The sequence below is a fragment of the Lysobacter sp. Root494 genome (genome assembly GCF_001427225.1).
GTDB lineage: Bacteria > Pseudomonadota > Gammaproteobacteria > Xanthomonadales > Xanthomonadaceae > Agrilutibacter.
Window position 1 is genome coordinate 537,567 of record NZ_LMFH01000001.1, and the last position, 22,296, is coordinate 559,862.

At 65.9% G+C, this 22,296-nt stretch carries 22 protein-coding genes; 11 read left to right on the top strand and 11 right to left on the bottom strand.

What is annotated here, in order from left to right:
• The first annotated feature begins 273 nt into the window (after positions 1 to 273).
• Positions 274 to 1,836: a sodium/solute symporter gene (locus ASD14_RS02240; protein WP_056128187.1), complete on the top strand. Its 1,563-nt coding sequence runs from the start codon at positions 274 to 276 to the stop codon at positions 1,834 to 1,836.
• A gap of 216 nt (positions 1,837 to 2,052) precedes the next feature.
• Here the strand turns inward: ASD14_RS02240 and ASD14_RS02245 are convergent, their stop codons facing one another.
• Positions 2,053 to 2,697, bottom strand: a complete 645-nt coding sequence (locus tag ASD14_RS02245) for a DNA-3-methyladenine glycosylase (RefSeq protein ID WP_056128189.1) — start codon at positions 2,695 to 2,697, stop codon at positions 2,053 to 2,055.
• Between the two features lie 240 nt (positions 2,698 to 2,937).
• Here ASD14_RS02245 and ASD14_RS16195 point away from each other — a divergent pair, with 240 nt between their 5' ends.
• Together ASD14_RS16195 and ASD14_RS02255 are read left to right on the top strand one after the other, a co-directional pair.
• Positions 2,938 to 3,183, top strand: coding sequence for a DUF2798 domain-containing protein (locus ASD14_RS16195; RefSeq protein WP_056128193.1), 246 nt, complete (start codon positions 2,938 to 2,940; stop codon positions 3,181 to 3,183).
• 43 nt (positions 3,184 to 3,226) lie between these two features.
• Positions 3,227 to 3,778, top strand: a complete 552-nt coding sequence (locus ASD14_RS02255) for a nuclear transport factor 2 family protein (RefSeq protein WP_056128195.1) — start codon at positions 3,227 to 3,229, stop codon at positions 3,776 to 3,778.
• A gap of 60 nt (positions 3,779 to 3,838) precedes the next feature.
• Here the strand turns inward: ASD14_RS02255 and ASD14_RS02260 are convergent, their stop codons facing one another.
• Positions 3,839 to 4,180, bottom strand: coding sequence for a hypothetical protein (locus tag ASD14_RS02260; RefSeq protein WP_157474969.1), 342 nt, complete (start codon positions 4,178 to 4,180; stop codon positions 3,839 to 3,841).
• Positions 4,181 to 4,398: 218 nt separating this feature from the next.
• On the opposite strand from ASD14_RS02260, the gene ASD14_RS02265 reads away from it, so the two are divergent.
• The 4 genes from ASD14_RS02265 (at position 4,399) to ASD14_RS02280 (ending at position 9,729) form a co-directional block, all read left to right on the top strand.
• Positions 4,399 to 5,778, top strand: a complete 1,380-nt coding sequence (locus ASD14_RS02265) for a DUF763 domain-containing protein (RefSeq protein WP_056128200.1) — start codon at positions 4,399 to 4,401, stop codon at positions 5,776 to 5,778.
• Between the two features lie 409 nt (positions 5,779 to 6,187).
• Positions 6,188 to 7,663: a tyrosinase family protein gene (locus ASD14_RS02270; RefSeq protein WP_056128203.1), complete on the top strand. Its 1,476-nt coding sequence runs from the start codon at positions 6,188 to 6,190 to the stop codon at positions 7,661 to 7,663.
• Between the two features lie 11 nt (positions 7,664 to 7,674).
• Positions 7,675 to 9,198, top strand: a complete 1,524-nt coding sequence (locus ASD14_RS02275; RefSeq protein WP_056128207.1) for an asparagine synthase C-terminal domain-containing protein — start codon at positions 7,675 to 7,677, stop codon at positions 9,196 to 9,198.
• 51 nt (positions 9,199 to 9,249) lie between these two features.
• A complete protein-coding gene (locus ASD14_RS02280; RefSeq protein WP_056128210.1) occupies positions 9,250 to 9,729 on the top strand; it encodes a DUF305 domain-containing protein in 480 nt (159 codons plus the stop codon).
• A 118-nt stretch (positions 9,730 to 9,847) separates the two neighbouring features.
• Here ASD14_RS02280 and ald read toward each other — a convergent pair whose 3' ends face one another.
• A complete protein-coding gene (ald, locus tag ASD14_RS02285) occupies positions 9,848 to 10,966 on the bottom strand; it encodes an alanine dehydrogenase (protein ID WP_056128213.1) in 1,119 nt (372 codons plus the stop codon).
• Between the two features lie 153 nt (positions 10,967 to 11,119).
• Here ald and ASD14_RS02290 point away from each other — a divergent pair, with 153 nt between their 5' ends.
• Positions 11,120 to 11,593: an Lrp/AsnC family transcriptional regulator gene (locus ASD14_RS02290; protein WP_056128217.1), complete on the top strand. Its 474-nt coding sequence runs from the start codon at positions 11,120 to 11,122 to the stop codon at positions 11,591 to 11,593.
• Positions 11,594 to 11,688: 95 nt separating this feature from the next.
• Here the strand turns inward: ASD14_RS02290 and ASD14_RS02295 are convergent, their stop codons facing one another.
• Positions 11,689 to 12,216: a tetratricopeptide repeat protein gene (locus tag ASD14_RS02295; protein ID WP_056128220.1), complete on the bottom strand. Its 528-nt coding sequence runs from the start codon at positions 12,214 to 12,216 to the stop codon at positions 11,689 to 11,691.
• 189 nt (positions 12,217 to 12,405) lie between these two features.
• Between ASD14_RS02295 and ASD14_RS02300 the strand changes: the two genes are divergently transcribed.
• On the top strand, positions 12,406 to 12,897 hold the full coding sequence (locus tag ASD14_RS02300) for a hypothetical protein (RefSeq protein WP_056128223.1): 492 nt from the start codon (positions 12,406 to 12,408) through the stop codon (positions 12,895 to 12,897).
• Positions 12,898 to 13,411: 514 nt separating this feature from the next.
• Positions 13,412 to 14,038 carry a LuxR C-terminal-related transcriptional regulator gene (locus ASD14_RS02305; protein ID WP_056128228.1) on the top strand — a complete coding sequence of 209 codons (627 nt, stop codon included), beginning with the start codon at positions 13,412 to 13,414 and terminating at the stop codon, positions 14,036 to 14,038.
• 21 nt (positions 14,039 to 14,059) lie between these two features.
• Here ASD14_RS02305 and ASD14_RS02310 read toward each other — a convergent pair whose 3' ends face one another.
• The 4 genes from ASD14_RS02310 to ASD14_RS02330 form a co-directional block, all read right to left on the bottom strand.
• Positions 14,060 to 14,269 carry a dodecin gene (locus tag ASD14_RS02310; RefSeq protein ID WP_056128901.1) on the bottom strand — a complete coding sequence of 70 codons (210 nt, stop codon included), beginning with the start codon at positions 14,267 to 14,269 and terminating at the stop codon, positions 14,060 to 14,062.
• A gap of 160 nt (positions 14,270 to 14,429) precedes the next feature.
• Positions 14,430 to 15,251: a thiol:disulfide interchange protein DsbA/DsbL gene (locus ASD14_RS02315; protein ID WP_056128230.1), complete on the bottom strand. Its 822-nt coding sequence runs from the start codon at positions 15,249 to 15,251 to the stop codon at positions 14,430 to 14,432.
• Between the two features lie 179 nt (positions 15,252 to 15,430).
• Entirely contained in the window at positions 15,431 to 16,753 is a 1,323-nt protein-coding gene (locus tag ASD14_RS15875; RefSeq protein ID WP_157474972.1) for a hypothetical protein, read from the bottom strand.
• 167 nt (positions 16,754 to 16,920) lie between these two features.
• Positions 16,921 to 17,496: a manganese efflux pump MntP family protein gene (locus ASD14_RS02330; protein ID WP_056128239.1), complete on the bottom strand. Its 576-nt coding sequence runs from the start codon at positions 17,494 to 17,496 to the stop codon at positions 16,921 to 16,923.
• A gap of 129 nt (positions 17,497 to 17,625) precedes the next feature.
• Here ASD14_RS02330 and ASD14_RS02335 point away from each other — a divergent pair, with 129 nt between their 5' ends.
• Positions 17,626 to 18,075, top strand: coding sequence for a hypothetical protein (locus ASD14_RS02335; protein WP_056128243.1), 450 nt, complete (start codon positions 17,626 to 17,628; stop codon positions 18,073 to 18,075).
• Positions 18,076 to 18,145: 70 nt separating this feature from the next.
• Here the strand turns inward: ASD14_RS02335 and pepQ are convergent, their stop codons facing one another.
• The 3 genes from pepQ to ASD14_RS02350 all read right to left on the bottom strand — a co-directional run bounded on the left by pepQ (position 18,146) and on the right by ASD14_RS02350 (position 22,195).
• Positions 18,146 to 19,480 (bottom strand): Xaa-Pro dipeptidase, encoded by a 1,335-nt coding sequence (pepQ, locus tag ASD14_RS02340; RefSeq protein ID WP_056128245.1) that lies wholly within the window; start codon positions 19,478 to 19,480, stop codon positions 18,146 to 18,148.
• Positions 19,481 to 19,592: 112 nt separating this feature from the next.
• A complete protein-coding gene (locus ASD14_RS02345) occupies positions 19,593 to 19,937 on the bottom strand; it encodes a PilZ domain-containing protein (protein ID WP_056128248.1) in 345 nt (114 codons plus the stop codon).
• Positions 19,934 to 22,195 carry a DUF1631 family protein gene (locus ASD14_RS02350; protein ID WP_056128251.1) on the bottom strand — a complete coding sequence of 754 codons (2,262 nt, stop codon included), beginning with the start codon at positions 22,193 to 22,195 and terminating at the stop codon, positions 19,934 to 19,936. Before ASD14_RS02350 ends, ASD14_RS02345 begins: the two co-directional genes overlap by 4 nt.
• Positions 22,196 to 22,296 lie beyond the last annotated feature (101 nt).

A 22,296-nucleotide genomic window follows, 5' to 3' on the forward strand; every position in this document is an offset into this window, starting at 1 on the left:
CGACTGCACGGTTACACCCGAAGCGATCGCGGGCGACAGGCCGTCCGCGATCATTGAGCGCGGCCAGAACCGCGAACCAGTACGCCGTTGTTCCCGCCGGCGGCACCGTCCCGGTGCACGCCAGGCCCGCGCCGCTTCCGTAGCGGGGCCGGAAGCAGGTACCTTGCCGAAGCTGGCGGGGACCGGCGCGTATCGCCTGTTCGCCTTTGCCGCTGCGTTCGACCTCTCGCAATCAGACAACCGGCAATACCGCTTGCCGTTCCGGGGAAAATCATGAAGCTCGCAGCACTGGACCTCACCATCCTGTTCGTCTACCTGGCGGGCATCTTCATCCTCGCGCAGTGGGTCTCGCGCGAGAAAGCCGGCCACCAGAAGTCCGCGAGCGACTACTTCCTCGCCAGCAAGGCGCTGCCGTGGTGGGCGATCGGCGCGTCGCTGATCGCGGCGAACATCTCGGCCGAACAGATCATCGGCATGTCGGGTTCCGGCTATGCGATCGGCCTGGCCATCGCGTCGTACGAATGGATGGCGGCGGCGACCTTGCTGATCGTCGGCAAGTTCTTCCTGCCGGTGTTCCTGCGCAACCGCATCTACACGATGCCGCAGTTCCTCGAGGAGCGTTACGGGCATCGCATCCGCACATTGATGGCGGTGTTCTGGCTCGGCCTCTACATCTTCGTGAACCTCACCTCGATCCTGTGGCTCGGTTCGATCGCGGTGGCGCAGGTCGCCGGCATCGACCAGATGCTCGCGCTGATCCTGCTGGGCGTCTTCGCGCTGGCCTACCAGCTGTACGGTGGCCTCAAGGCGGTGGCCCTGACCGACATCGTGCAGGTCACGCTGTTGGTGCTGGGTGGCCTGCTGGTCACCGCACTGACGCTGTCGAAAATCGGCGACGGCAGCGTCATCGCCGGTTACCGCACGCTGCTCGACGCGCACCCGGGCCACTTCGACATGATCCTTGGCAAGGACAATCCCTTCTACAAGGACCTGCCGGGCATCAGCGTGCTGATCGGCGGCATGTGGATCATGAATGTCAGCTACTGGGGCTTCAACCAGTACATCATCCAGCGCGCGCTGGCGGCGAAGGATCTCGGCGAGGCGCAGAAGGGCGTGATCTTCGCGGCCTTCCTCAAGCTGCTGATGCCGCTGGTCGTGGTGGTGCCGGGCATCGCCGCGGTGATGCTCGCGCCGGAACTCGCGCGTCCGGACCAGGCGTATCCGACCATGATGGCGTTGCTGCCGAGCGGCATCCTCGGCCTCGTGTTCGCGGCACTGGTCGCGGCGATCGTTGCGTCGCTCGCATCGAAGATCAATTCGATCGCCACCATCTTCACCCTCGACTTCTATGCGAAGGGCAAGGCGGAAGGCCGTGACCAGGCGCATCTCGTGCGCGTCGGCCGCATTGCCGCCGCTGCGGCGGTTGCGCTCGCGATCCTCACCGCGCGGCCGCTGCTGGGCAGCTTCGACCAGGCCTTCCAGTACATCCAGGAATACACCGGCTTCTTCACCCCGGGCATCGTGGTGATCTTCGTGCTCGGCCTGTTCTGGAAGCGCGCCAACGAAGCCGGCGCGCTCGCCGCGGCGATCGGTTCGTTCGTGCTGTCGATCGCGCTGAAGCTGGCATGGCCGGCATTGCCGTTCATCGATCGCGTCGGCCTGGTGTTCCTGCTGGCGCTCGCGCTGGCGGTGGCGGTGTCGTTGCTCACACCGTCCGGCGCGGGTCGCGACCGCATCCGCACGGATGATGTGGGCTACGGAACGCCGCTGTCGTTCAACGTGGCGGCACTGGCGGTGGCGGCGATTCTCACCGCGCTGTACGCGGCGTACTGGTGATCCGGCGCTGCGGATAAACCGGTGCTCGCATGCGCAGGTTGCGCATGCGCTCCCACCTTGCATCGCGTTCCGTTCGCTCGCCATCGAAGCGCCCCGCTGGCAGCCGTGGGCTGGGTTGGCTTCACCAACCCAGCGCTCCACGGGATGGACATCACCAGGCAGCAGCTTTCGTGAGGGCGGATGCCGGGTTAATGGAGCCAACCCGGCCCACGTTCCCTACGTTCTGCGCGCTTTCGCCGGTGGCGGGCCGGGCCGCGTCTTCGACACATGCACGTGTTCGGGAACGTGCCAGCGCCACAGGTGTTCGATGCCGTGGCGTATGCCGATGCGCGACGTCGCGATCGCATCCGCCGGTGGTGGCGTGCCATCGGAAACGATGCGCATGCCACGGTCGCCGGTGACGAGGTCCGCGCCATCGATCTCACGCGTGATGCCGAAGGCCTGCCCGAGACGGCCGGGACCGCTGCCGAGATCGCGCTCCCGCGCCGGATGACCGCGCGCTGCGCGCATCAGTTCGACGCCGGCGACGGGTTCGATCGCGCGCAGCAACACGCCGTAGCCTTCGCCGACTTCGCCGCACACCGCATTCGCGCACCAGTGCATGCCGTAGGTGAAGTAGACATACAGATGTCCCGCGGGACCGAACATCGTCGCGTTGCGTGCGGTCCTGCCGCGGAACGAATGCGCGGCAGGGTCCTCCGATCCGGCGTATGCCTCGACTTCGACGATGCGACCGGCGCGGCCGTCGTCGCGCACGAGCAGCTTGTTCAGGAGTTCGGGCGCGACTACGCGCGGGTCGCGCCGGTAGAACGCGCGGGGAAGCGTTTTCCAGCGTTTGACGGTTGATGCCGGAGTGCTCAATGCGGAACCCGGCAATCGCCCGGACGCCCGGTCGCGTGCAGCGCGAGCGAAGAGAGCGGGGTGGGCACGAGCAAGGGCATGGCCGGATTCTGCCATCGCGCCCGATGCCGGGCCGTGTACGTGCGCCAACCTTCACGAACGCCGCGAGGTCCAGGCCGTCGTGCATGCGGCGAATGGTGCGTGGCCTGCGGGAGGGTTAGGCTTCGGGACACATTGTCCAGCAGCGTTTCTCGAACACCGATGCAATCGATCGATCCCATCCAGCGGCGCGCACAGACCTGGCTGCCGGCGTTTCTCGCCGTCAGCATGTCGGCCTTTGTCGCCGCCGTCGTCACCGTCATCAACACCGGCATCGACGGTGGCCTTCCGTCGCGATGGCTGCTTGCCTGGAGCATCGCGTGCCCGGCGGCGATCGTCGCCGCGTATCTGTTCCGCCCGCTGGCATGGCGCGCGGCGTGCCTGGTGTCACGGATGACGTTGCGTTGAGCTGGGACCGCGGTTTGTCCGCGACCATTCGAGGGTGATCCGGATGAAGAGCCGACTGTTTCCGATCCTTCTCCTGGTGCCGTTCGCCACCGCGCTCGCCGCACCACCCGACGCCGAACCGCCGCAGGCCCCGATCAACCTCACGCCTGGCGCGGCCACGACGCCGGAGATGGTGAAGGCGCTGGAGGAGAAAGATCGCGCGCTGTTCGACGCGGTATTCGGCTGCAAGCCGGACCTGCTCGTGCCGATGGTGGCCGACGACTTCGAGTTCCTTCACGACAAGCATGGGATGACCGCGACCTCCGGCGCGCAGTTCATCGCATCGATCCGTGACATGTGCGAAGGACAGAAGACCGGGCGTAACTTCCGCGCGCGCCGCGAACTGGTACCGGGCACGATGACCACGCACGCGCTGAACAACTATGGCGCGATGCAGACGGGGACGCATCGCTTCTACGCGCTGCAACCGGGAAAGCCCGACCAGCTCACCGAAACGGGGCGCTTCATCGACGTGTGGAAGCTGGAGGATGGCGCGTGGAAGCTGGCACGCGTGATCAGTTACGACCACGTGCTGGCGCGGGATGAAGCGAAGTAACACGGTGCCTGGAATGGGTCATTCGAACGCGCAACCGGATGCGGCGCATTTCGCCAGCGATCAGCAGTTCCCTGCGCGTTCCCACGCGCTGCCGACCTTGCGGTAACGCACGCCGCCTATGCAACGCTCGTTGGCCTCGAGGGCTTGCGCCTTGTTCCGCTCCGCACGGATGCGTTTCATCTCGGCACGGTAGTGGTCGTAGCCGGCCGGTTCGCGCGTCGGCCCGGTGTTGGCTTTCGTGCCTGGCAGTACAGCAGTTGCGGTCGCGACCGGGGCCGCTGGCGCCGCAATGGCGGCAGGCGTGGCGGGCAACGACGCGGGCGGCGTGCGCAGCAGCAGCGCGGCCGCTGCCACGCACGCAAGAACCAGAACGACAATGGCTGGCCAGAACCTGCTGATCATGAACACGCCCTCCGTGAACCTCATTATGGCCTGCTGACGGGGGCGTCACCGGCACCGATCGCCAACCGGGTCGCATCGATGATGCGGCGCCCGTTCCATCGCCGCGCATCCGGATCCGAACGGCCGCAGCGTGAACAATTCATCCGCCCGTTGCGCAGTCGCACGGCGCGAGATGGATCGACGCGATCATTCTGTGCGATGAACTACGGACGACGCCCATGACCCGCCGCTCCGGCAGCGCCGACCTCCCATTGCACGGCGGCCGCGTGCCGCGCTGGCTCGCCGATCGCATGACCCGGCTCGGCGCGGTGATAGTGGAAGCCATCGTGCTCGAATACGGACGCGACGAACTGCTGCGGCGGCTGGCGCATCCGTTCTGGTTCCAGTCCTTCGGCGCGGTGATGGGCATGGACTGGCATTCCTCGGGCATCACCACCAGTGTGATCGGCGCGCTCAAGCGCGGGCTCACGCCGCTGTCGCGCGAACTCGGCATCCATGTGTGCGGCGGACGCGGCAAGCATTCGCGCGCGACGCCGGGCGAGCTGGCCACGATCGGCGAACGCGTCGGCTTCGACGGCAACGCGCTCGCACAGGCGAGCCGCATGGTGGCGAAGGTCGACAGCGCGGCGGTGCAGGACGGTTTCGATCTCTACCTGCACGGCTTCATCGTCACCGACGACGGCAAGTGGGTCGTCGTGCAGCAAGGCATGAACGGCGAACGCAAACAGGCGCGCCGCTATCACTGGCTGTCGGAAGGCCTGTCGAGTTTCCTCGACGATCCGCATGCGGCGGTGGATGGTCCGGGGCAGGGATGCATCATCAATCTTGCCGATGCGCGCGCGGCGAGGTCGCGTGCGGCGCAGGTCGCGATGCTGGCGGAGCTGTCGCCGGAAGCGATTGCGAAGGAATTCGTTCGCATCGAACGAAGCAAGGTCGCAGGCGCACCGGCCCCTCATCCGCCTTCGGCCCCTTCTCCTCGCAAGCGGGGAGAAGGGGAGCAGCGCGCGGATGCGATTGCGTCCGGCAGTGGCGTGCAGATGGAGCTGCTTCCCGCCGGGCCGCTGCCGCATCTCATCCTGCCCGATCACCACGACGTGCGCGCGAGCGACGTCATTGCACGCCGCCTGCACGGTGCGCTCGCGGCCGCCGCCGAATGCGGGCCGAAGGACTTCGCCGAGCTGCTGCAGGTGCCCGGCGTCGGCGCTCGCACGGTGCGCTCGCTCGCGCTGGTGGCGGAAGTGCTGCATGGCACGCCGTGCCGCTTCACCGATCCCGCGCGGTTCTCCCTCGCGCATGGCGGCAAGGACCGGCATCCGTTTCCGGTGCCGACGAAAGTGATGGACCACACCATCGGCGTACTCAAGTCCGCCGTGCGCAACGCGAAGCTGGGACGCGAGGAAGAACTCGCCGCGTTGCGCCGGCTCGACACACAGGCGCGCCGCCTGGAAAGCACCGCCGTCGGACCTTCCGTCGACGACTACATCGCCGACGAACGCCGGCATTCGCATGCATACGGCGGCCGCAGCATCTTCGGCTGGGAGCCGCCACCGGCCGAAGCGGCGCAGGACACCACCAGCAGGCGCCGGGCTCCCGGCTGACGACGCACTTCCTGTGCGCTGCGCATTGGCGCCATCTGAGTGCGTAGAGCGCCTTCACCTCCCGCATGCATGCATGAAGGGTTAAGAACAGTCGTGTTCGCATAGGGGCGCCATACAGCTCGGCAGCAAGCGCCAGTTTTGTGCACGCGACGTTCACGCGCGCGAGCCGCAGACAGGCCTGTCCCGTCAAAAGCTGCAGTCAGCGGGATGAAAAGGCCGCGTGTACGTAGCGCAAGAAATTCATGAGCGGCCGGCAACGCGGTTTTCGTATTTGCTCATGCAGGCGTAACGAAAAATTTTGACCGTCCTGTGACACCCGTCGCGTTGTTCTATGCACTTGGGCGCGATCGGAAGCATGCGTCCCACGTGCACGGCTGGATGCCTGCCCTTCCCAAGTGAGGCTAGAGCCATGACATCCCTGTCCCGTCGCAACTTCGTCCGTGGCCTGGCGATCATGCCGTTCAGCGTCTGGCTGGCGAGCAATGTCCGGGCGGATACCCCGTACATCCGCTATGACATCGCCACGCCCGAGGGTCAGGCGATGCTTGCCGTCTTCGCCGATGGCTTCAGGCGGCTGCGGGCGCGTAGCGAGAAGGACCAGCGGAGCTGGCGCTGGCAGTGGTACACGCATTTCGTCAGTGGCGCGACCACCAAGTCGAACGAGATCACCCGGATGTTCGGCACGACGGTGAGCGACCAGAGCACGCTCGCCAACGACATGTGGAACACGTGCCAGGCGCATGCGGGGCAGAACGTCAACAACTTCCTGCCGTGGCATCGCATGTTCGTGTTTTATCTCGAACAGATCGTGCGGCAGACCACCGGACGCATCGACTTCACGCTGCCGTACTGGAACTACACGTCCTTCGATCCCGCAAAGCGCGGTGTCGTTCCGCAGCAGTTCCGCATGTCGTCGGATCCCGTGTTCGGCCCGTTGTATCGCCCGGATCGCACCATCCTGGCGAATTCGGGACAGCCCATCCACAAGAACCAGCCGGGCGATGCGATGGAAATAGCCACCGCCATGGCGAAGACGAGTTACGTCAGCGTGTCGGGTGTGCAGGGCTTCTGCCGCGCGATCGATTCGGGCATCCACAGTCGCATCCATGTGCTGACCGGTACCGCGAAGAACATGGGTGCGGTGCCGTATGCGGGCCAGGACGCGCTGTTCTGGGTGCATCACTCCAATATCGATCGCCTGTGGGCGAGCTGGAACCGCAACGGCGGTACCAACCCGGCGACGATCTCGTGGCTGAACACGAGCTTCGTCTTCGTCGACGGAACCGGCCAGCGCGTCAGCGCACGGATCGGGGATTTCCTCGACGCGTCATTGCTCGGCTATGGCTATGACACCTATGTCGGCCCCGATGGGCAGGAAATCATGACGACCAGCCCGGCAAGACTGCTCGCCGGTTCGGGCGCAACCGTCGGCACCGTGGCCGAGCGCATCGGCGACGCCGCTTCGGTGGAACTGGGCGAACGTCCGATCCGGACGAGCCTGAAACTCGGCGTCGGCAAGCCGCTCACCGCGCTGGACCCGAGCGGCCAGCGTCACACCTATCTCGTCGTCAAGGACCTGCACACCTGGTCGCAGCCGGAAGTGCTGTACCACCTGTATCTCACGCCGCGCGGCGGCGGGCCGAACCCCAAGACGTACATCGGCACCATCAACTTCTTCGACGCCGAGTTCCACGACCACGGCAACGGAGCGAAGGGCGATGTGCTGGGTGAGAACTTCTACAGCTTCGACGTTACCGAAGTGCTCAGGCGGCTGGTGCGCAGCGGCACCAGGCCGGGTGCGCTCGAAGTCACCTTCGTCCCAGGCGGACGGCCTACGCCAGGCGCGAAGCCGCTGGTCGGTTCGATCCAGCTGGTATGGCAGTAGATTTCGCGCGGATGACGACCCGTCACGCCGGCGAAGCCAACGCTGCCGTCCCGCCCATGGAGCGGACGCAGTTGCTGGTTTCGCCGTTCTACGGCACGCCCGATGTCTCGCATCTGCAGGTGCACAGTCCGTCGCTGGACGAAACATCGCTGGCTGATCTTTTGCGCAATGGCTTCGTCTATCCACCGTATTCGATCTACGAAAACGTGCGGTTGTTCAGTTGCGGCTTCGACCCGAGCCAGGACCTGTTCGAACAGGCGCATTACCAGCCGATCTTCCGCGACAGCCGGCATTCGCATGAGCATGCCGACGACCGCCACCACGACTGGGTTGGCGAATACCACGAGCGGCTGTGCGCGTCGCTGAGAACCGCAACCGAAAACATGCGCGCGCCGTGGCTGCTGCAAAGCGGCGGCAAGGATTCGACCTCGCTTGCGATTGCAGCGAGCGATGCGCGTCCCGACACGGCGTGCCTTACGTACCTGGGCGGACAGGAGGAGAACGAAGTCGATTCGGCGCGCCAGGTCGCCACGCAACTCGGCCTTCGCCACGAGGCGCTGGTCTGCGACGTCGACCGCGCGTACGACCGCTATCTCGCGCTCGTGCCGCGGATGAAACTGCTGACCGCCGACTTCGCGCTGCTTTCGTACGCGGACCTGGCGACGGAAATCTCGCGCTGCGGTGGCGATGGCATCCTCGACGGCATGGGCTCGGACGTCTACCTGGGCGTGCCCGCGAACTGGGCCAAGCGCGCGCTGCGCATGCTCGCGATGAGCGTGCACCTGCCGGACTTCCTGCACGAGGCGGAATGGCTGGGTTCCAACTTCAAGCTCGCCTACCTGATCTCGACGCTGCAGATGAATCCGTTCGAGCGTGGCTTCCCCGGCTCGCGCTTCACCGACGCGGAGGTGGATGCGCTGTTCGGGCGCGAGATCGCCGGGCGTTCGAAGGAACGGCTGTCGCGCTTCATTCCTGCGTTCGCGCAGGCGTCCAATCTCGAGGAGCAGTTGTCGATCACGCTCGACATCATGTCGTGCGCCGGTGGCATGGCGAAGGGCCTGTACACGTCGGCAGCGCTTTCGTTGCCCGTGCGTTACCCGTATTGCGACCAGCCATTGCGCGACTGGCTGGCGTGGAAAGTGCCGCCGGAGCTGCGCATGGACACGCGCAAGGGCATCAGCAAGGTGCTGGTACGCGAACACATCGGGCGGCGTTTCGCGAGCCTGCCGTATGTGCAGGCCAAGGGCAGCTTCCGCTTCAACCTGCGCGAGCTCGCGCGCCGTCGCTTCGAACACGTGTACGACTATTCGCTGCGCCTGCGCGACGTGCTGCCCGGTGCCCCGGCGTGGCTCGAGCGCCATCGCCAGCGGCTGGACAACAAGTACGACGCATCGAAGTTCTACCTGCTCGCGGTCGTGCTGCCGTGGCTCGATCACCATTCCGCGCTGGCCGTTTCCATACGTGAGGAGCGAGTGGCAGCACAAGGCGGCGCGGGTTTTGTCGCCGACCCCGAGCGACAGGTGGCCGCCCGTTGAGCCAATCCCCTATGCCGGCGATCATCGGCGCACGAGAGGGTTGCAAAACACATGGAACATCCAGGCAATGCGTCCACGCATTCACAGCCGGCCGGTCTCGGGCCCTACCGGGCGCTGCTGGGAATGACCGTGCTGTCGTACATCGCGATGTACCTGCTGATGTACGCCATGGTCGATCGCTGGAACAACGTGTTCAACAACGTCAACCAGCTCTACATGGCGGGCCTGATGGCGTCGCCGATGGCGTTGATCGAGCTCGTGCTCATGCGCGGCATGTATCGCAACCGCCTGCTCAATGCCGCGATAGCGATCACCGCGCTGCTGTTGATGCTGCTGTGCTGGATCGGGATACGGACGCAGGCGGCAGTCACCGACCAGCAATTCGTGCGCTCGATGATTCCGCATCACGCCGGCGCCATCCTGATGTGCGGGAAGAACCGGCTGCGCGATCCTGACCTGCAGCAGCTTTGTCGCGAGATCGTGCAGTCGCAGCAGGCGGAGATCGAACGGATGGAGGCGGAGCTGCGATAGCCCTGCTGGCGGTTCCGCGCGCCCGTGGACAGCGTGACCGCGAATGCACGCACAAATAAAAAGGGACGAAGCCATGGCTTCGTCCCTTTCGTGTTGCGCTGTAGCCGCGTGTGTTGGCTTACAGCCCGATCGCCTTCTCCGCCGGCACGTACGGCAGGTTGTGCGCCTGCGCGACGGGTTCGCAGGTGATCTGGCCTTCCGACACATTGAGGCCGTTGCGCAGGTGCACGTCCTGCGCCAGCGCCTTCTTCCAGCCGTTGTTGGCCAGCGCGAGGGTGAAGGGCAGGGTGACGCTGTTGAGCGCGAAGGTGGACGTGCGCGCAACCGCGCCCGGCATGTTCGCCACGCAGTAGTGCACGACGCCATCGACGACGTACGTCGGGTCGGCATGCGTGGTGGCGTGCGAGGTTTCCACGCAGCCGCCCTGGTCGATGGCGACGTCGACGATCACCGAGCCCGGCTTCATCGTGCGCACCATGTCGTGGGTCACCAGCTTCGGCGCGGCGGCGCCCGGGACCAGCACGGTGCCGATCAGCAGGTCGGCGCGGCGGACGAGTTCCTCGATCGCCGAGCGGGTGGAGAACACGGTCGAGATCGACGTGCCGAACTGCGCAGCCAGGCGCTTGAGTGCATCGGCCGAACGGTCGACGACCGTGACCTGCGCACCCATGCCCACGGCAATCGTGGCTGCATGCGTGCCGGACACGCCGCCGCCGAGGATCACGACTTCGGCAGCCGGTACGCCGGGAACGCCGCCCAGGAGGACGCCGCGGCCGCCCTGGGCCTTCTCCAGCGCGTGCGCACCGACCTGCGGGGCGAGGCGGCCGGCGACTTCGGACATCGGGGTGAGCAGCGGCAGCGAGCCGTTCGGCGCCGTGACGGTTTCGTACGCAATGCAGATGGCGCCCGAATCGATCAGGTCGCGCGTCTGCGGCGCGTCGGGGGCGAGGTGCAGGTAGGTGAAGAGGATCTGGCCCTGGCGCAGCTTCCTGCGCTCCTCGGCCTGGGGTTCCTTCACCTTCACGACCATGTCGGCCTCGGCGAAGATCTGGTCGGCACTGTCGACCATCTTCGCGCCGGCAGCGACGTAGTCGGCGTCGGTCAGGCCCGCGCCGAGGCCGGCGCCGGTCTGGACCAGCACTTCATGGCCGTGGTGCACGAGTTCGAGCACGGACGACGGCACCAGGCCGACGCGGTACTCGTGGATCTTGATTTCCTTCGGTACGCCGATACGCATTGCTGGTTCTCCCCGGATGGTTGGCGTCGGCTTCCCGACGTTGTTCGGTGGGGCAGTATGGTTGAGGGATTGCGCACTTTGGCGCGAATTTTGTTGATGTGAAGGGCTGAATGTCGCATTGTTGTTCGCGTTTCAAGCCAATGACAGAACAAAATGCGACTCTTGGATCCGGCCATCGACGATCGCGACCGCGCCATCCTCCGCCTGCTCCAGCAGGACGGACGCCTGACCAACATGGAGCTGGCGCAGCGGATCAACTTATCGCCCTCGGCCTGTCTGCGCCGGGTCAAGCTGCTCGAGGAGCGCGGCCTGATTTCGCGCTACGTGATGCTGCTCGACGAGAAGGCGGCGGGGCTGCCGGGCACGGCCTTCGTGCTGGTCACGCTGGACCAGCAGGGGCGCGCGGCGCTGGATGCGTTCGAAGCCGAGATCCAGCGCCATCCGGAAGTGACCGAGTGCTGCCTGCTCGCCGGCACCGCCGACTACATGGTGCGGGTGGCGTACGCGGACTCGGCCGACTTCGAGCGCATCCACACCGAGATCCTGACCCAGCTGCCCGGCGTGGTCCGCGTGCAGTCGACGCTGGCGCTGCGCACGGTGAAGAAGACGACGGCGTTGCCGGTGTGAGTCGATGACGCCCCGGTGCCGTTGCGGGTTTGGAAAATGAAAAGGGCCGGCCTTCGCAGGCCAGCCCTTTGCGACGTGGCTCGTTAGCCGCGCCGTTACTTCATCGGCTGCACGCCCAGGTAGGCGCCGGCGATGCGTTCGGTGGTCCAGGGATCGTCACGCTCGATCTCGAACGCGCGATCGAACAGCTTTTCCGCTGTCGCGCGATCGCCGCGGAGCAGGTAATAACTGCCGACTTCGGCGAAGTCCTTGCCTTCTCCCGGATTCGCGGCGAGGTAGCGGTCGAACAGCGGCCTGGCCTTGTCCCACTCGCCCGCTTCTTCGTAGATGCGCGCGATGCGGTAGATGTCGCTGTCTTCCGGTTTGCCGGACAGCACCGCATCGAAGATCGCCTGGCCTTCGGCCTTGAAGCCGCCGAGGTAATACACGCGGCCGGCGCCGATGCGTTCCCAGCTGCCATTCTTTCCGGCCTGCACCAGTGCGGCCTGCAATAGTCCCTGCGCGGCTTCCTTTGCGTCCTTGCCGCGATACATCGCGGACGAAGGTTGCATCTTCGCGGAATAGCCGGCGCCAATGCCCGCAACGAACAGGATCGCGGCGCCTGCCGCGATTTGAATCTTCATCGATGACTCTCCCTTTGGCATGCCCGACCGGATCTGCGCAACGCTCCCCATGCATGCGTGGCTTTTTCAGCCTGTGCGCGTGGTCGTGAAATGAGCCTAGCACGGGCTCTGGGGCGCCCTCATCCATGACGGGATGTGCACGGAAACATCGTCGTATGCTTCGCCCTCCCCGTAGCGAAAGGACATGTCATGCGCAAGCTGATACTGGTGGCTTCGATGGTTGTGTTGTCTGCGTGCAAGCCCGCGCCTTCAACGACAGAACTGGCGACGGAATCCGCACCTTCCGCGACTTCGCCTGCTGCGGCTGAGCCCACGGCTTCACCTGCGCCTGCGCCTGCGCCCGCGCCCGCAGGCGATGCGGCGGAAGCTGCCAAGCCCGAGTTCGCAGGCAAGGTCTGGCGCGTGCAATCGTCTACTGCAGGCGAGCCCGGCAGCACGTACGCGTTTCTTGCCGACGGCACGCTCGTGATCGATTCGCCGCACGGTACGCCGATGTATGGGAAGTGGAGCTACGACGACGGCAAGCTGGTGATGACGGAAGAAGGCGTGGCCTATCCGACCGACATCGTCGCGCTCGATGCCGGCAGCTTCCAGATCCGCAGCCACAACCCGGGTGGCGTGGTCGACATCACCCTGGTGCCGGCACCGGATGCGCCATTGCCCAACGCGCCGGCGAAGTGAGCTGGCGAAGTGAGCTGATCTGACGCGCCGTATTCGTGCGGCGCGTACCTCAACGCTGAGCGGACCTGCGCGCTGCGATGCAAGCACGCAGCGCTTCGGCCCTGAAGAAAAAGTGAAGGCAACGCAGCAGCGAAACGTTCGTCGGCATCACGCTTACGACTGTCCGCAATGCGGCATTCGCATCACGTCCGTATCACTGTCTTGCGGATTACATCTCCCTCCGGGTGGATCCGTGCCCACGGACGTGGGCGAAAGGCAGAGGACATGAAACGTGCATTCCAGGCGCTGACCTTGGCAGCGGTGTGTGTGTTCGTGTTGGGTGGTTGCCCCAGGAAGCAGTGGGGTGGTGGAAGCAGGCCAAGCGCGCCGGGTTGTCCGGCGAATCCCTTGGGCTGACAGGTTCTTTCTCGCAACATCGGCTCGATTGCAGCGGGCACACCGCTGCAATCGGTGGTGCTTCGCGCGTACTGCTCCGGGTAGGGAAATTCGGCCCTGCCGGCGGTAAGGTGCGCGCGTGACGAAACCACGCGGCCGCCCCCGTTCCGACGACCTGCTCACGCCGGCCGAATGGCGCGTGCTCGAAGGCGTTCGTCACGGAATGACCAATCCCGAGATCGCCCGACGCCAGGACGTGAGCGTCGATGCGGTGAAGTACCACGTCGCCAACGCACTGCAGAAGCTCGGGCTGTCCAACCGCGGCGAACTGCGCGTGTGGAATGGCGTCCGCCGCGACAGCGCCCTGCACAGAAAGGCTCCCGCCATGAACAACGACATCACCCTGGGCCCGATCGGGCAGATATCGCGCACCGTGAAGGACATCGCCGCCGCGCGTTCGTGGTACGCGGACACGCTGGGACTCCATCACCTGTATTCGTTCGGCAATCTCGCGTTCTTCGATTGCGGTGGTTTGCGCCTGTTCCTGTCGGAAGGCGAAGGAGCTGCGGCGGATTCGATCCTCTACTTCCGCGTCGACGATATCCGCATCGCGCATGGCGCGCTTTCCGCGCGCGGCGTCGAGTTCACCCACGCCCCGCACCGCATCCACACCCATGCCGACGGCACGGAAGAGTGGATGGCGTTCTTCAAGGACAACGAAGGGCGCCCGTTGGCGCTGATGTCGCAGGTCGCGCCGCAGGGCTGACCAGAGCACGTTCGCGCAGGGTCACTCGTCGAGAGTGAATCCCACCTTCAGCGTCACCTGCCAGTAGGCGACCTTGGCGTTCTCGACATGGCCGCGCGTGGAGAGGACTTCGAACCACCGGATGTTGCGCATCGAAACGGAAGCGCGCTCGATGGCAGTGCGGATGGCGTCGTCGCTGCTGGTCTTCGACGAGCCGGTCAGTTCGAGGGACTTGTAGACATGGTCGGTCATGGCGGCGCTCCGTGGCAGGCACTTCAGCGAACGCGGTGTGTATTGCGTTCCGGTCATATTCCGGCATGGCCTGCGCTATGCCGGAATGAAATTCGCCGCCCATGCCACGGCTCGCCCATGAAAGCTCGCGCCCGTCGACGGTGCGCGAGCTCCTGCGCGATCAGCCGCCGGTCGTAGCCTTCGCGCGTTCCATCGCGATCAGGTGATCGGCGATGCGAACCTTGTCCTCCCAGCCCTTGCCGCCGGTGACGCGGTACTTGCCGTCGATCACGAGCGTGGGCGTGCTGGAGACCCCGCTGCGCATCATGAACTGCTTGCCACGATTCACCTTCGAGGCGACCGCGAAGCTGTTCATCGCGGCAAGGAATTGCGCGGCATTCGCCCCATAGCCGGCGTAGAAGTTCGCGATCTTCTGCTCGTCGGGCTTGTCGCCTTCGCCGGGCATGGCGTGGGTCACGTGGATCGCGTTGATGAGTGCGTCATGCGTGCGCTTGACCAGCCCCATCGACTCGGCGACGTAGTAGCTCTTGGCGTACGGATTCCATTCCGGGCCGAACGGCGCCGGCACGTAGGTGAAGCGCACGTCGGCCGGCAGCTTCTTTTCCCAGTCGCTCACGACCGGATGGAAGCTGGCGCAGGCGGGGCACACGTAACCGAACACTTCCACCACCTCGATCTTGCCGTCGAGCGGCTGGTACGGCTGGCCACCGGCGATTTCCTCGTAGTCGGTACCCGCGACCGGGGCGGGGCCTTGCGGCGGGACGATCGGATTGTTGTTGGGGGCCTCGGGTTCTGCAGTTACTGGAGCAGTGGCGGGTGCGGCCTCCGTGGCTGGCGCGGCAGCGGCGGTGCTGGCAGGAGCCGGCGTCGGGGTCGTGGCAGCTGGCGCAGCGGCGGGAGCTGCGGCTTCGGGAGCCTGTTGTTGCGAGCAGGCGGCCAGAGTCAGCAAAGCGAGAAGCAGTGAAGTCAGGCGCAAGTTCATCGGGCGAAGTCTCTGCGGAGGAAGTGTGCGGCGCGATGCGCCGCGTGGACGGCAAGGATAGCCGCCGCGTTCGCGCCCCGGAAATGCATTCGTCTGGCGGGGCCCGCCGCCTGGACGAAAAGAAAACGCCCGGCGGATGCCGGGCGATGCGATCAATGCGTACTTGGCAGTGCGCTGCTTCAGTACGGACGCAGGTTGAGGATCGCCTGCAGCACCGAAGCGAGGATCACGTAGCTGCCGTCGTCGTAGCGGCCATAGCGGTAGCCGCGTCCGTAACCGTCTTCGTAACCGCGCTGGAAGCCCTGGCGGAAGTAGTAGTTGTATTCGCCCTGGTTTACGTAATAGCCGTAGTAACCGTAATTCGCGTCCATGTAGGCAAAGTTGTTGCGGTAATCGTTGCGCCAGCCGTCGTAACGGTCGGCTTCACCGGCGCGGTAGCCCTGCTCGTAACCCTGCTGGACGGCCTGGCGCAGCAGGTCCGCCGCGTAGCGGTTCACTTCGTAATAGCGGCCGCCGCGCAGATAGCGATAGCTCGCCGGCGTGTAGTAGTACGGATCGTTGTAGTAGCTGTAGTTGCGCGAGTACCAGCGCTGCTGCAGTTCGCGCTGGCGCTGCCAGTAATGCTGCTGGTACTGGTACTGGCGCATGCGGCGATCGTGCTGCAGGGCAAGGATGCGCTGATGCTCCGCCGACCGGCGTGCGGCGGTTTCGCGCCGGTATTGCTCGGCACGCCGTTGCTGGATCGCGATGCGGCGCTGGCGCTCCTGCTCGGAGAGGCGCGCGCGATTTTCGCGGGCCTGCTCGACACGGGCTTGCTCGCGCCGATCATCATCGCGAAGCTCGTTGCGACGCCGGTCATCGAAACGGCGTGCCTGTTCGCGGCGCGCGTCGGCCTGCTGTTCGCGAGCGCGGCGTTGCACCGCTTCCATCGCGTTGCTGCGATCGCGGTTGCGGTCGAGATCGCGACGCTCGTCTTCGTGGCGGGCCATTTGGCGCTGTTCGATCACGCGACGCTGCTGGTTCTCGCGCCATGCCTGTTCGCTGCGTTCGCGATCGCCGCGAACCTGGCGCTCGCGCGCGGCTTCGCGCATGCGCTCCCGCTGCGCGCGCTGTTCGGATGCGCGCTGCATGGCCGCGTGGCGCTGCTCCGAGGCACGCGCCTGCGCGGCTTCGCTTTCGTTCCTGGCGCGATCGATCTGCGCACGCTGTTGTTGCTGGCGCTCGGCGTTTCGCGCCTGCACATCCTCGCGCTCGCGAACCTGCATTGCGCGGGCGTCGGGACGGGCCGGCGCGAAGCTCTCGTTGCGACGCTCGGGTGCGGCGCGTTGTGTTTCGTCGCGGGCCTTGCGCGCCTTGGCGCGGCCCTCGTCCTGGTGCTCCTGTTCGGTCTTGCGGTCGTGCTCGCGGGCAAACGCGGGGCTCGCCGTTCCGAGCGCCATCACCACGGCCATTGCGCTGCCCAGGACGCGTGTGCCCGGCAGCAGCCTCTTCATCGTCTTCATTGCTTCCCACCTGCGGGTGCGACCCAACTGTCGCTGTGGGCAGTTAGCGACCGCGGCGCTTAATCCTTTCTGAGAATTCCGGGCGCGTGACGGGTGCGTTCAGCTGGGATAGGGCATGTCGCTCCGTGGTCGATCTCGACCTCGTACAGGCGCTGAAGCCGGATCGATCAGGCAGCGCCGCTCAGGTGTTCGTACAGGATCACGCTGCCGACCACGATCAGGATCACGCCGCCGGCGATTTCCGCGCGCTTGCCGATGACCACGCCGAGCGCGCGGCCCAACATGATGCCGAGTGTCACCATGGTGAAGGTGCACAGGCCGATCACGATCGCGACGACCGCGATGTGCACGTCGGCGAAGGCGAGGCCCACGCCGACCGCCATCGCATCGATGCTGGTGGCCAGCCCGGCGAGGGCGAGCTTGAACACGCTGGCGTTTCCATCGCCGGCTTCGATCGCGTCAGCGTCTGCAGGCTGCAACGCCTGGTGAATCATGTGCAGCCCCAAGGCCACGAGCAGGCCGAAGGCGAGCCAGTGATCCCACGTTTCGATGAAGCGCGACGCCGCACTGCCCAGCAACCAGCCGATCACCGGCGTGATCGCTTCGACCACGCCGAAAATAAGCCCCGCCCGGAGTGCCTGTGGCAGGCGCGGGCGCGTCATGGCCGCACCCTTGCCCACGGCGGCAGCGAAGGCGTCGGTCGACATGGCCAGACCGATGAGCAGGATCGAAAGCGGATTCATCAAGGCGCAACGGGAGCAAAAGGGCGGCCATGATCGCGCAGTGGCCGCATCGGCGCGATGACCGACTCGGGCGGCAAGCCCGGGGAACCCGGAGCCGCTAGGATGTGCGCCCCACGACGAGCCGCTGCCATGTCACGAAACTCCAAAGCCCGCCGCGACGCGCGCAAGAAAAAGCAACCCAAGCGCCCGATCCGCCGCCTCGGTTCGCCGATCCAGCCGCATGCACAGCTCGAACTTGCCGACGGCAACACCGTCGGTGGCGCCGGCTGGCGCGATGGCGAATGGCTCACCGTGCCGGGCAGCCAGGTGGTTGCGCGTACGCAGAGCGCGGCGATGACGCTGGCGGTGCTCCGCCACATCGTCGCGTTGCAGGAGCGGGCCGGGCACGCGGTCAAGCTGACCTATTCGCCGGCGATGGAAACCGTCGCCACGCGTGAAGCCGAAGCGGCCGGGAAATCGCTCGAGGAGTACTTGCTAATGCTCGAGCAGGAACGTGCCCAGCGCGCCGCGCTCGACGACGAAGCCGGTGACGAAGACATGCCGGCGGAAACGGAAGATCTGCCCGCAGATCGCGAGTGATTGTTTCGATTTGCAGCACTGAATAAAAAAAGCCGCCGGCAGCACCGACGGCTTTTTTGTGCGCCCGGGATCAGACCGCCGCGAATTGCTCACGCGTGAGATTGATCGGATCGCCGTCGGTGCAGACCACGTCGTCCTCGATGCGGATTCCGCCGAAGGGCTTGAACGCGGCGACACGGTCCCAGTTGACGCTCGGGCCCAGTCCCTTGTCCTTGAGTTCCTCGAGCAGCATGTCGATGAAGTAGAGGCCCGGTTCAATGGTGACTGCCATGCCGGGTTCGAGCACGCGGGTCAGGCGCAGGTAGGGATGTCCGGCCGGCTTGGGAAGCGTGCCGCCACGATCGCTTTCGGCGAAGCCGGCAACGTCATGCACCTGCAAGCCGATGCCGTGGCCGATGCCGTGCGGGAAGAACGCACTGCTCACGCCGGTTTCCACCGCGACTTCCGGCGTGACATTGATCAGCCGGAAGTCGTGGAGGATGCGCGCGATTGCCAGGTGCGCGTCGAGGTGCAGCTGCCTGTAATCGAAGCCCGCGCGCACCTGCGCGCACATCGCCTGCTGCGCGTTGTCGACGGCATTGATCAGCGCCTGGAACTCGCCGTTGCGGTTGAAGGCATAGGTGCGGGTGATGTCGCTGGCGTAACCGTTGAAGCTGGCGCCGGCGTCGATCAGGAAGCTGCGCGTTTCCTTCGGCGGCAGGCGGTCACGGTTCATGTAGTGCAGTACTGCGCCGTGTTCATTTAGCGCCACGATGTTGCCGTAAGGAAGATCGTTGGCGTCCTGCAGCGCCGCCTGGCAATACACCAGGTGGATGCCGAACTCGCTGGCGCCGCCACGGAACGCGCGTTCCGCGGCGCGGTGCGCACGCGCGCCGATCCGCGACGCTTCGCGCATCAGCGCGATTTCGTACGGCGTCTTGAAGGCGCGGTGATATTCGAGATACGAGATGACGGTCGGAGGATTATTTGGCGCGAACTCGCCGATACCGCTCTGCGGTTCGCCCAGGATCGCGCAGCGCGCGACGTCGCCCGGAAGGTGTTGCTGCGCTTCATCCGGCGTGCGGATCACCACGATGTCGAAGTGTTCGGTCCAGTATCCGTTCGGTTCCTCGGGCACGACGTGCCAGTAGTCGAACGGCTGCAGGTAGATGAGCGTCGGGCGCCGGCCCGGCGTGACCACCAGCCAGCTGCCGGGATTGCGGATCAGCGGCGCCCAGTGCTTGAACTGCGGGTTCACCGCGTACGGATAGTCGCGATCGTCGAAGAATTGATAGTGCAGCGTGCCACTGGGAACGACCAGGTGATCGAAGCCGCCGCGCTGCAGCGCTTCGGCAGTGCGCTGCTGCAGGATCTCGAGGTGTTGCGGATACAGTGCAGCCAGGGCGCTCTTGCTGATCGAACTCATCGCGGTCAACCGTGTGGGATCGGCGCATTCTAGAACGGACGTGTTCGCGCGCGCGTGCAGAACAGGCGCGGCGCGGGAGGCGGCAGGTTGTGCCGATCCTGTCGGAGAGCCTTCAGGCGTACTGGCTGCCAGGCGCGTCGATCCAGCGCCGCAGCTGTTCCATCTGCTCGTCGCTCATAGTGATGAAGCGGAAGCCGGTCCATGCCTGGCCCGGCGCGCTGGCCTGGTCGCGCCACAGCAGATGCGCGCCGACTTCGAACGGCAGCCGCACCGGGCCATCGGGAAGCCCGAAGCGCAGCTGATAGAGCGCGTCCGCGACCAGCGGCGCGTTCGACATCACCAGCATGCCGGTCTCCGATATGTTGCCGATATGGCCGACCACCATGTCGGTCATGGTGTCGGTGACCTGGACGGTTTCCGCAAGCTGGCGGCGGCGACTGCGGCGGAACTCCTTCATGCCTGCGGCTCTCCCGTGCTTTCCTTGCCGCCCACGAATCCGCGCAGCGCACCCAGTGCGCTATGCCAGGCGCGATCGACCAGGCTGCTGTGGTCCGCAGTGACGATGCGCGCCTGTCCACTGGCGACCGCGCGGGCGAGGCTGTCGAGCGATTGTTCCCCGACCCGCTGCCCCCGCTGGTTCACGAACAACGCGTGATCGGTCATCGGGCTGTACCAGGACAGACGCTGGCGCCTCACGTCGCCCTGCTGGTTCAGGACGAATTCGAACCATGCGCCGAACGGCAACGAACGCAGCATCTCGTAGGCCGCCTGTTCGCGTTCGTCGCGTGGTGCAAGGTGGGGCTTTGGCGGCGAGGCATCCTGGCCGAGCCGGCCGCGGGCCTTCAGCCGCATGGCAAGTTCCGTGCGCGACGCCGGATCGTTCTCGTCATCGTCGGCATGGGCGGTGAGCCGCCGCGCGATGTCGGTCGCTTCGCTGGCGTGGTAACCGACCAGGGTCAATGCATGTTCAATGTGCGCCGCGAGATCGGCGGGCGCGGATGCCGGATGGTTGAGCGAAGTCGCGCTCACGATCGCCGACGTCATCTCGACATGTTGCGGCCATTCGTCGGAGTCCTCGCCGTTGCGCAACTGCACCAGGGTGAGCACGTCGGCCCACGAGTTGGCGAGCAGCGTCTGGACGAAGCGCGGCAGCTTGTGGCCCTGCGACGCCTCGGCAATCACTTCGCCGGCACGGCGCTTGGCCAGTTCGAGTTTTTCCTTGCCCCTCGCGGCGTCGACATGGCGGCGTTCTGCGACTTCCGCGCGGCGCGCCATGGACTGGAGATGGTGTTGCACGCGCTGGTTCGCGGCTTCGAAGACACCGGGGTCGCCTTCGTAGTGGGATACGACATCGTCCACTGCGTGGGAGAGCTGATCGTTGAGATGCGGATCGACCTCGTCTTCCGATACCCACGTGGCACTGGATTCGGCCACCGCGTTGAGCAGCTGCCGGGCCGGATGGCTCTGCTGGACGAAGAAACCGCGGTCCTTCAGCACGAGTCGCAGCAACGGCACCATCAGGCGATGCACGAGGCGGTTGCCAGGTGCGTCCTGGCGCAGGTCGCGCTGGATCTCCGACAGCAGGATGGCAAGCAGTTCGAAGGCGTCGTTGTCGTCGCGCGACAACGACGCGGTGCGCCCGTGCGTTTTCCCGCCCTGGGAGAGTAGTGCCTGGCGCACTTCCTGCACGCTGCGCGGCGGGTGCTCGGTCGCATCGGCCACGGGCTCACGCGCGCTGTTTTGCATCCGCGCGAGTGCCTGCATGACGTCATCGGTGCTCAACTGCGAGCGTGAGGCCGCTTCGTTATTGCCCGGCGTGAGCTTGCTCAGCAGGTCCCGCCGCGACGCCAGCATTTCCTGCAATAGCGTGAAGTCCTCCGAGCCCTCGTGCTCGCTTTCCTCGCCGCCGAACCAGCCGGTGTAGGGCTGTTCGCCGCGACTTGCCTGTGTCCGCGCGCGCTCGCGGCGTTCGCGGCCGGCTTCCCCGCTGAGTTCGGACGCCAGGGTCGGCCGGATGCGCACCGGCACGTACGCCAGGTGCGGCAGGATGTTCTCGCGCGCCAGCGTGGCATTGACCGCTTCGACCAGCTGCGCGTAACCGTTCAGCGCGTAATGATCGAAGCAGTGGAACAGTTCAAGTCGCGGCTGCAGGTCGATCTGCAGCACGCGGCTGGCCTTGGCGAAGATGTTGCTCAGGCGCTGCGGGCCGATCGGCAGGCGTTCGGCCTCGTAGGCCGGCGCGCCCGCGAGAACGCCGAAGCGCTGCCCGAGCAGATGGAGCGGCAGGCTCGTCCGCGATTCATGGCGCGACGCGATTGCGCGCAGCACGCTGCCCTCGTCGAGCTCGTGATCCTCGATCAGGCGCAGGTCGTTGAAGGTCAGGCGCCGCGGCGCCATGTCCGCCGCGGGTGAAGGATCGCGGATGCCGGCAAGCGCGGCTTCGAGCCCGCCGAGGTATTCCGGAATCAGGTCGGCACGGTTCTGGCGCAGTAAACGCAGGGTGTCGAAGTGCGCCTGCTGCAATCCGGGACTGGCCGCCTGGTCGGCGTGGCGGAACTGTTGTTGCTCGAATTCCGCCAGCATCCGCTCCAGCGCATGCGCCATTTCATCGGCGACGAGGTTGTAGACCTGCTCCAGTGCACGGCGCACGCGGCGCGGCAGCTGCGCTGAAGCGAGGGTGGGGTGCAGGACTGAGTGTTCGTAGGTCACCGACATGCGTCCTTTCCCGGACCCCCGGTGTGGAGACCGCGATCTTAATCACGGTATGGCTTGACTGCCAGCGGGGCCCCAACTACCCAACGGCGAACCGCGCGGAC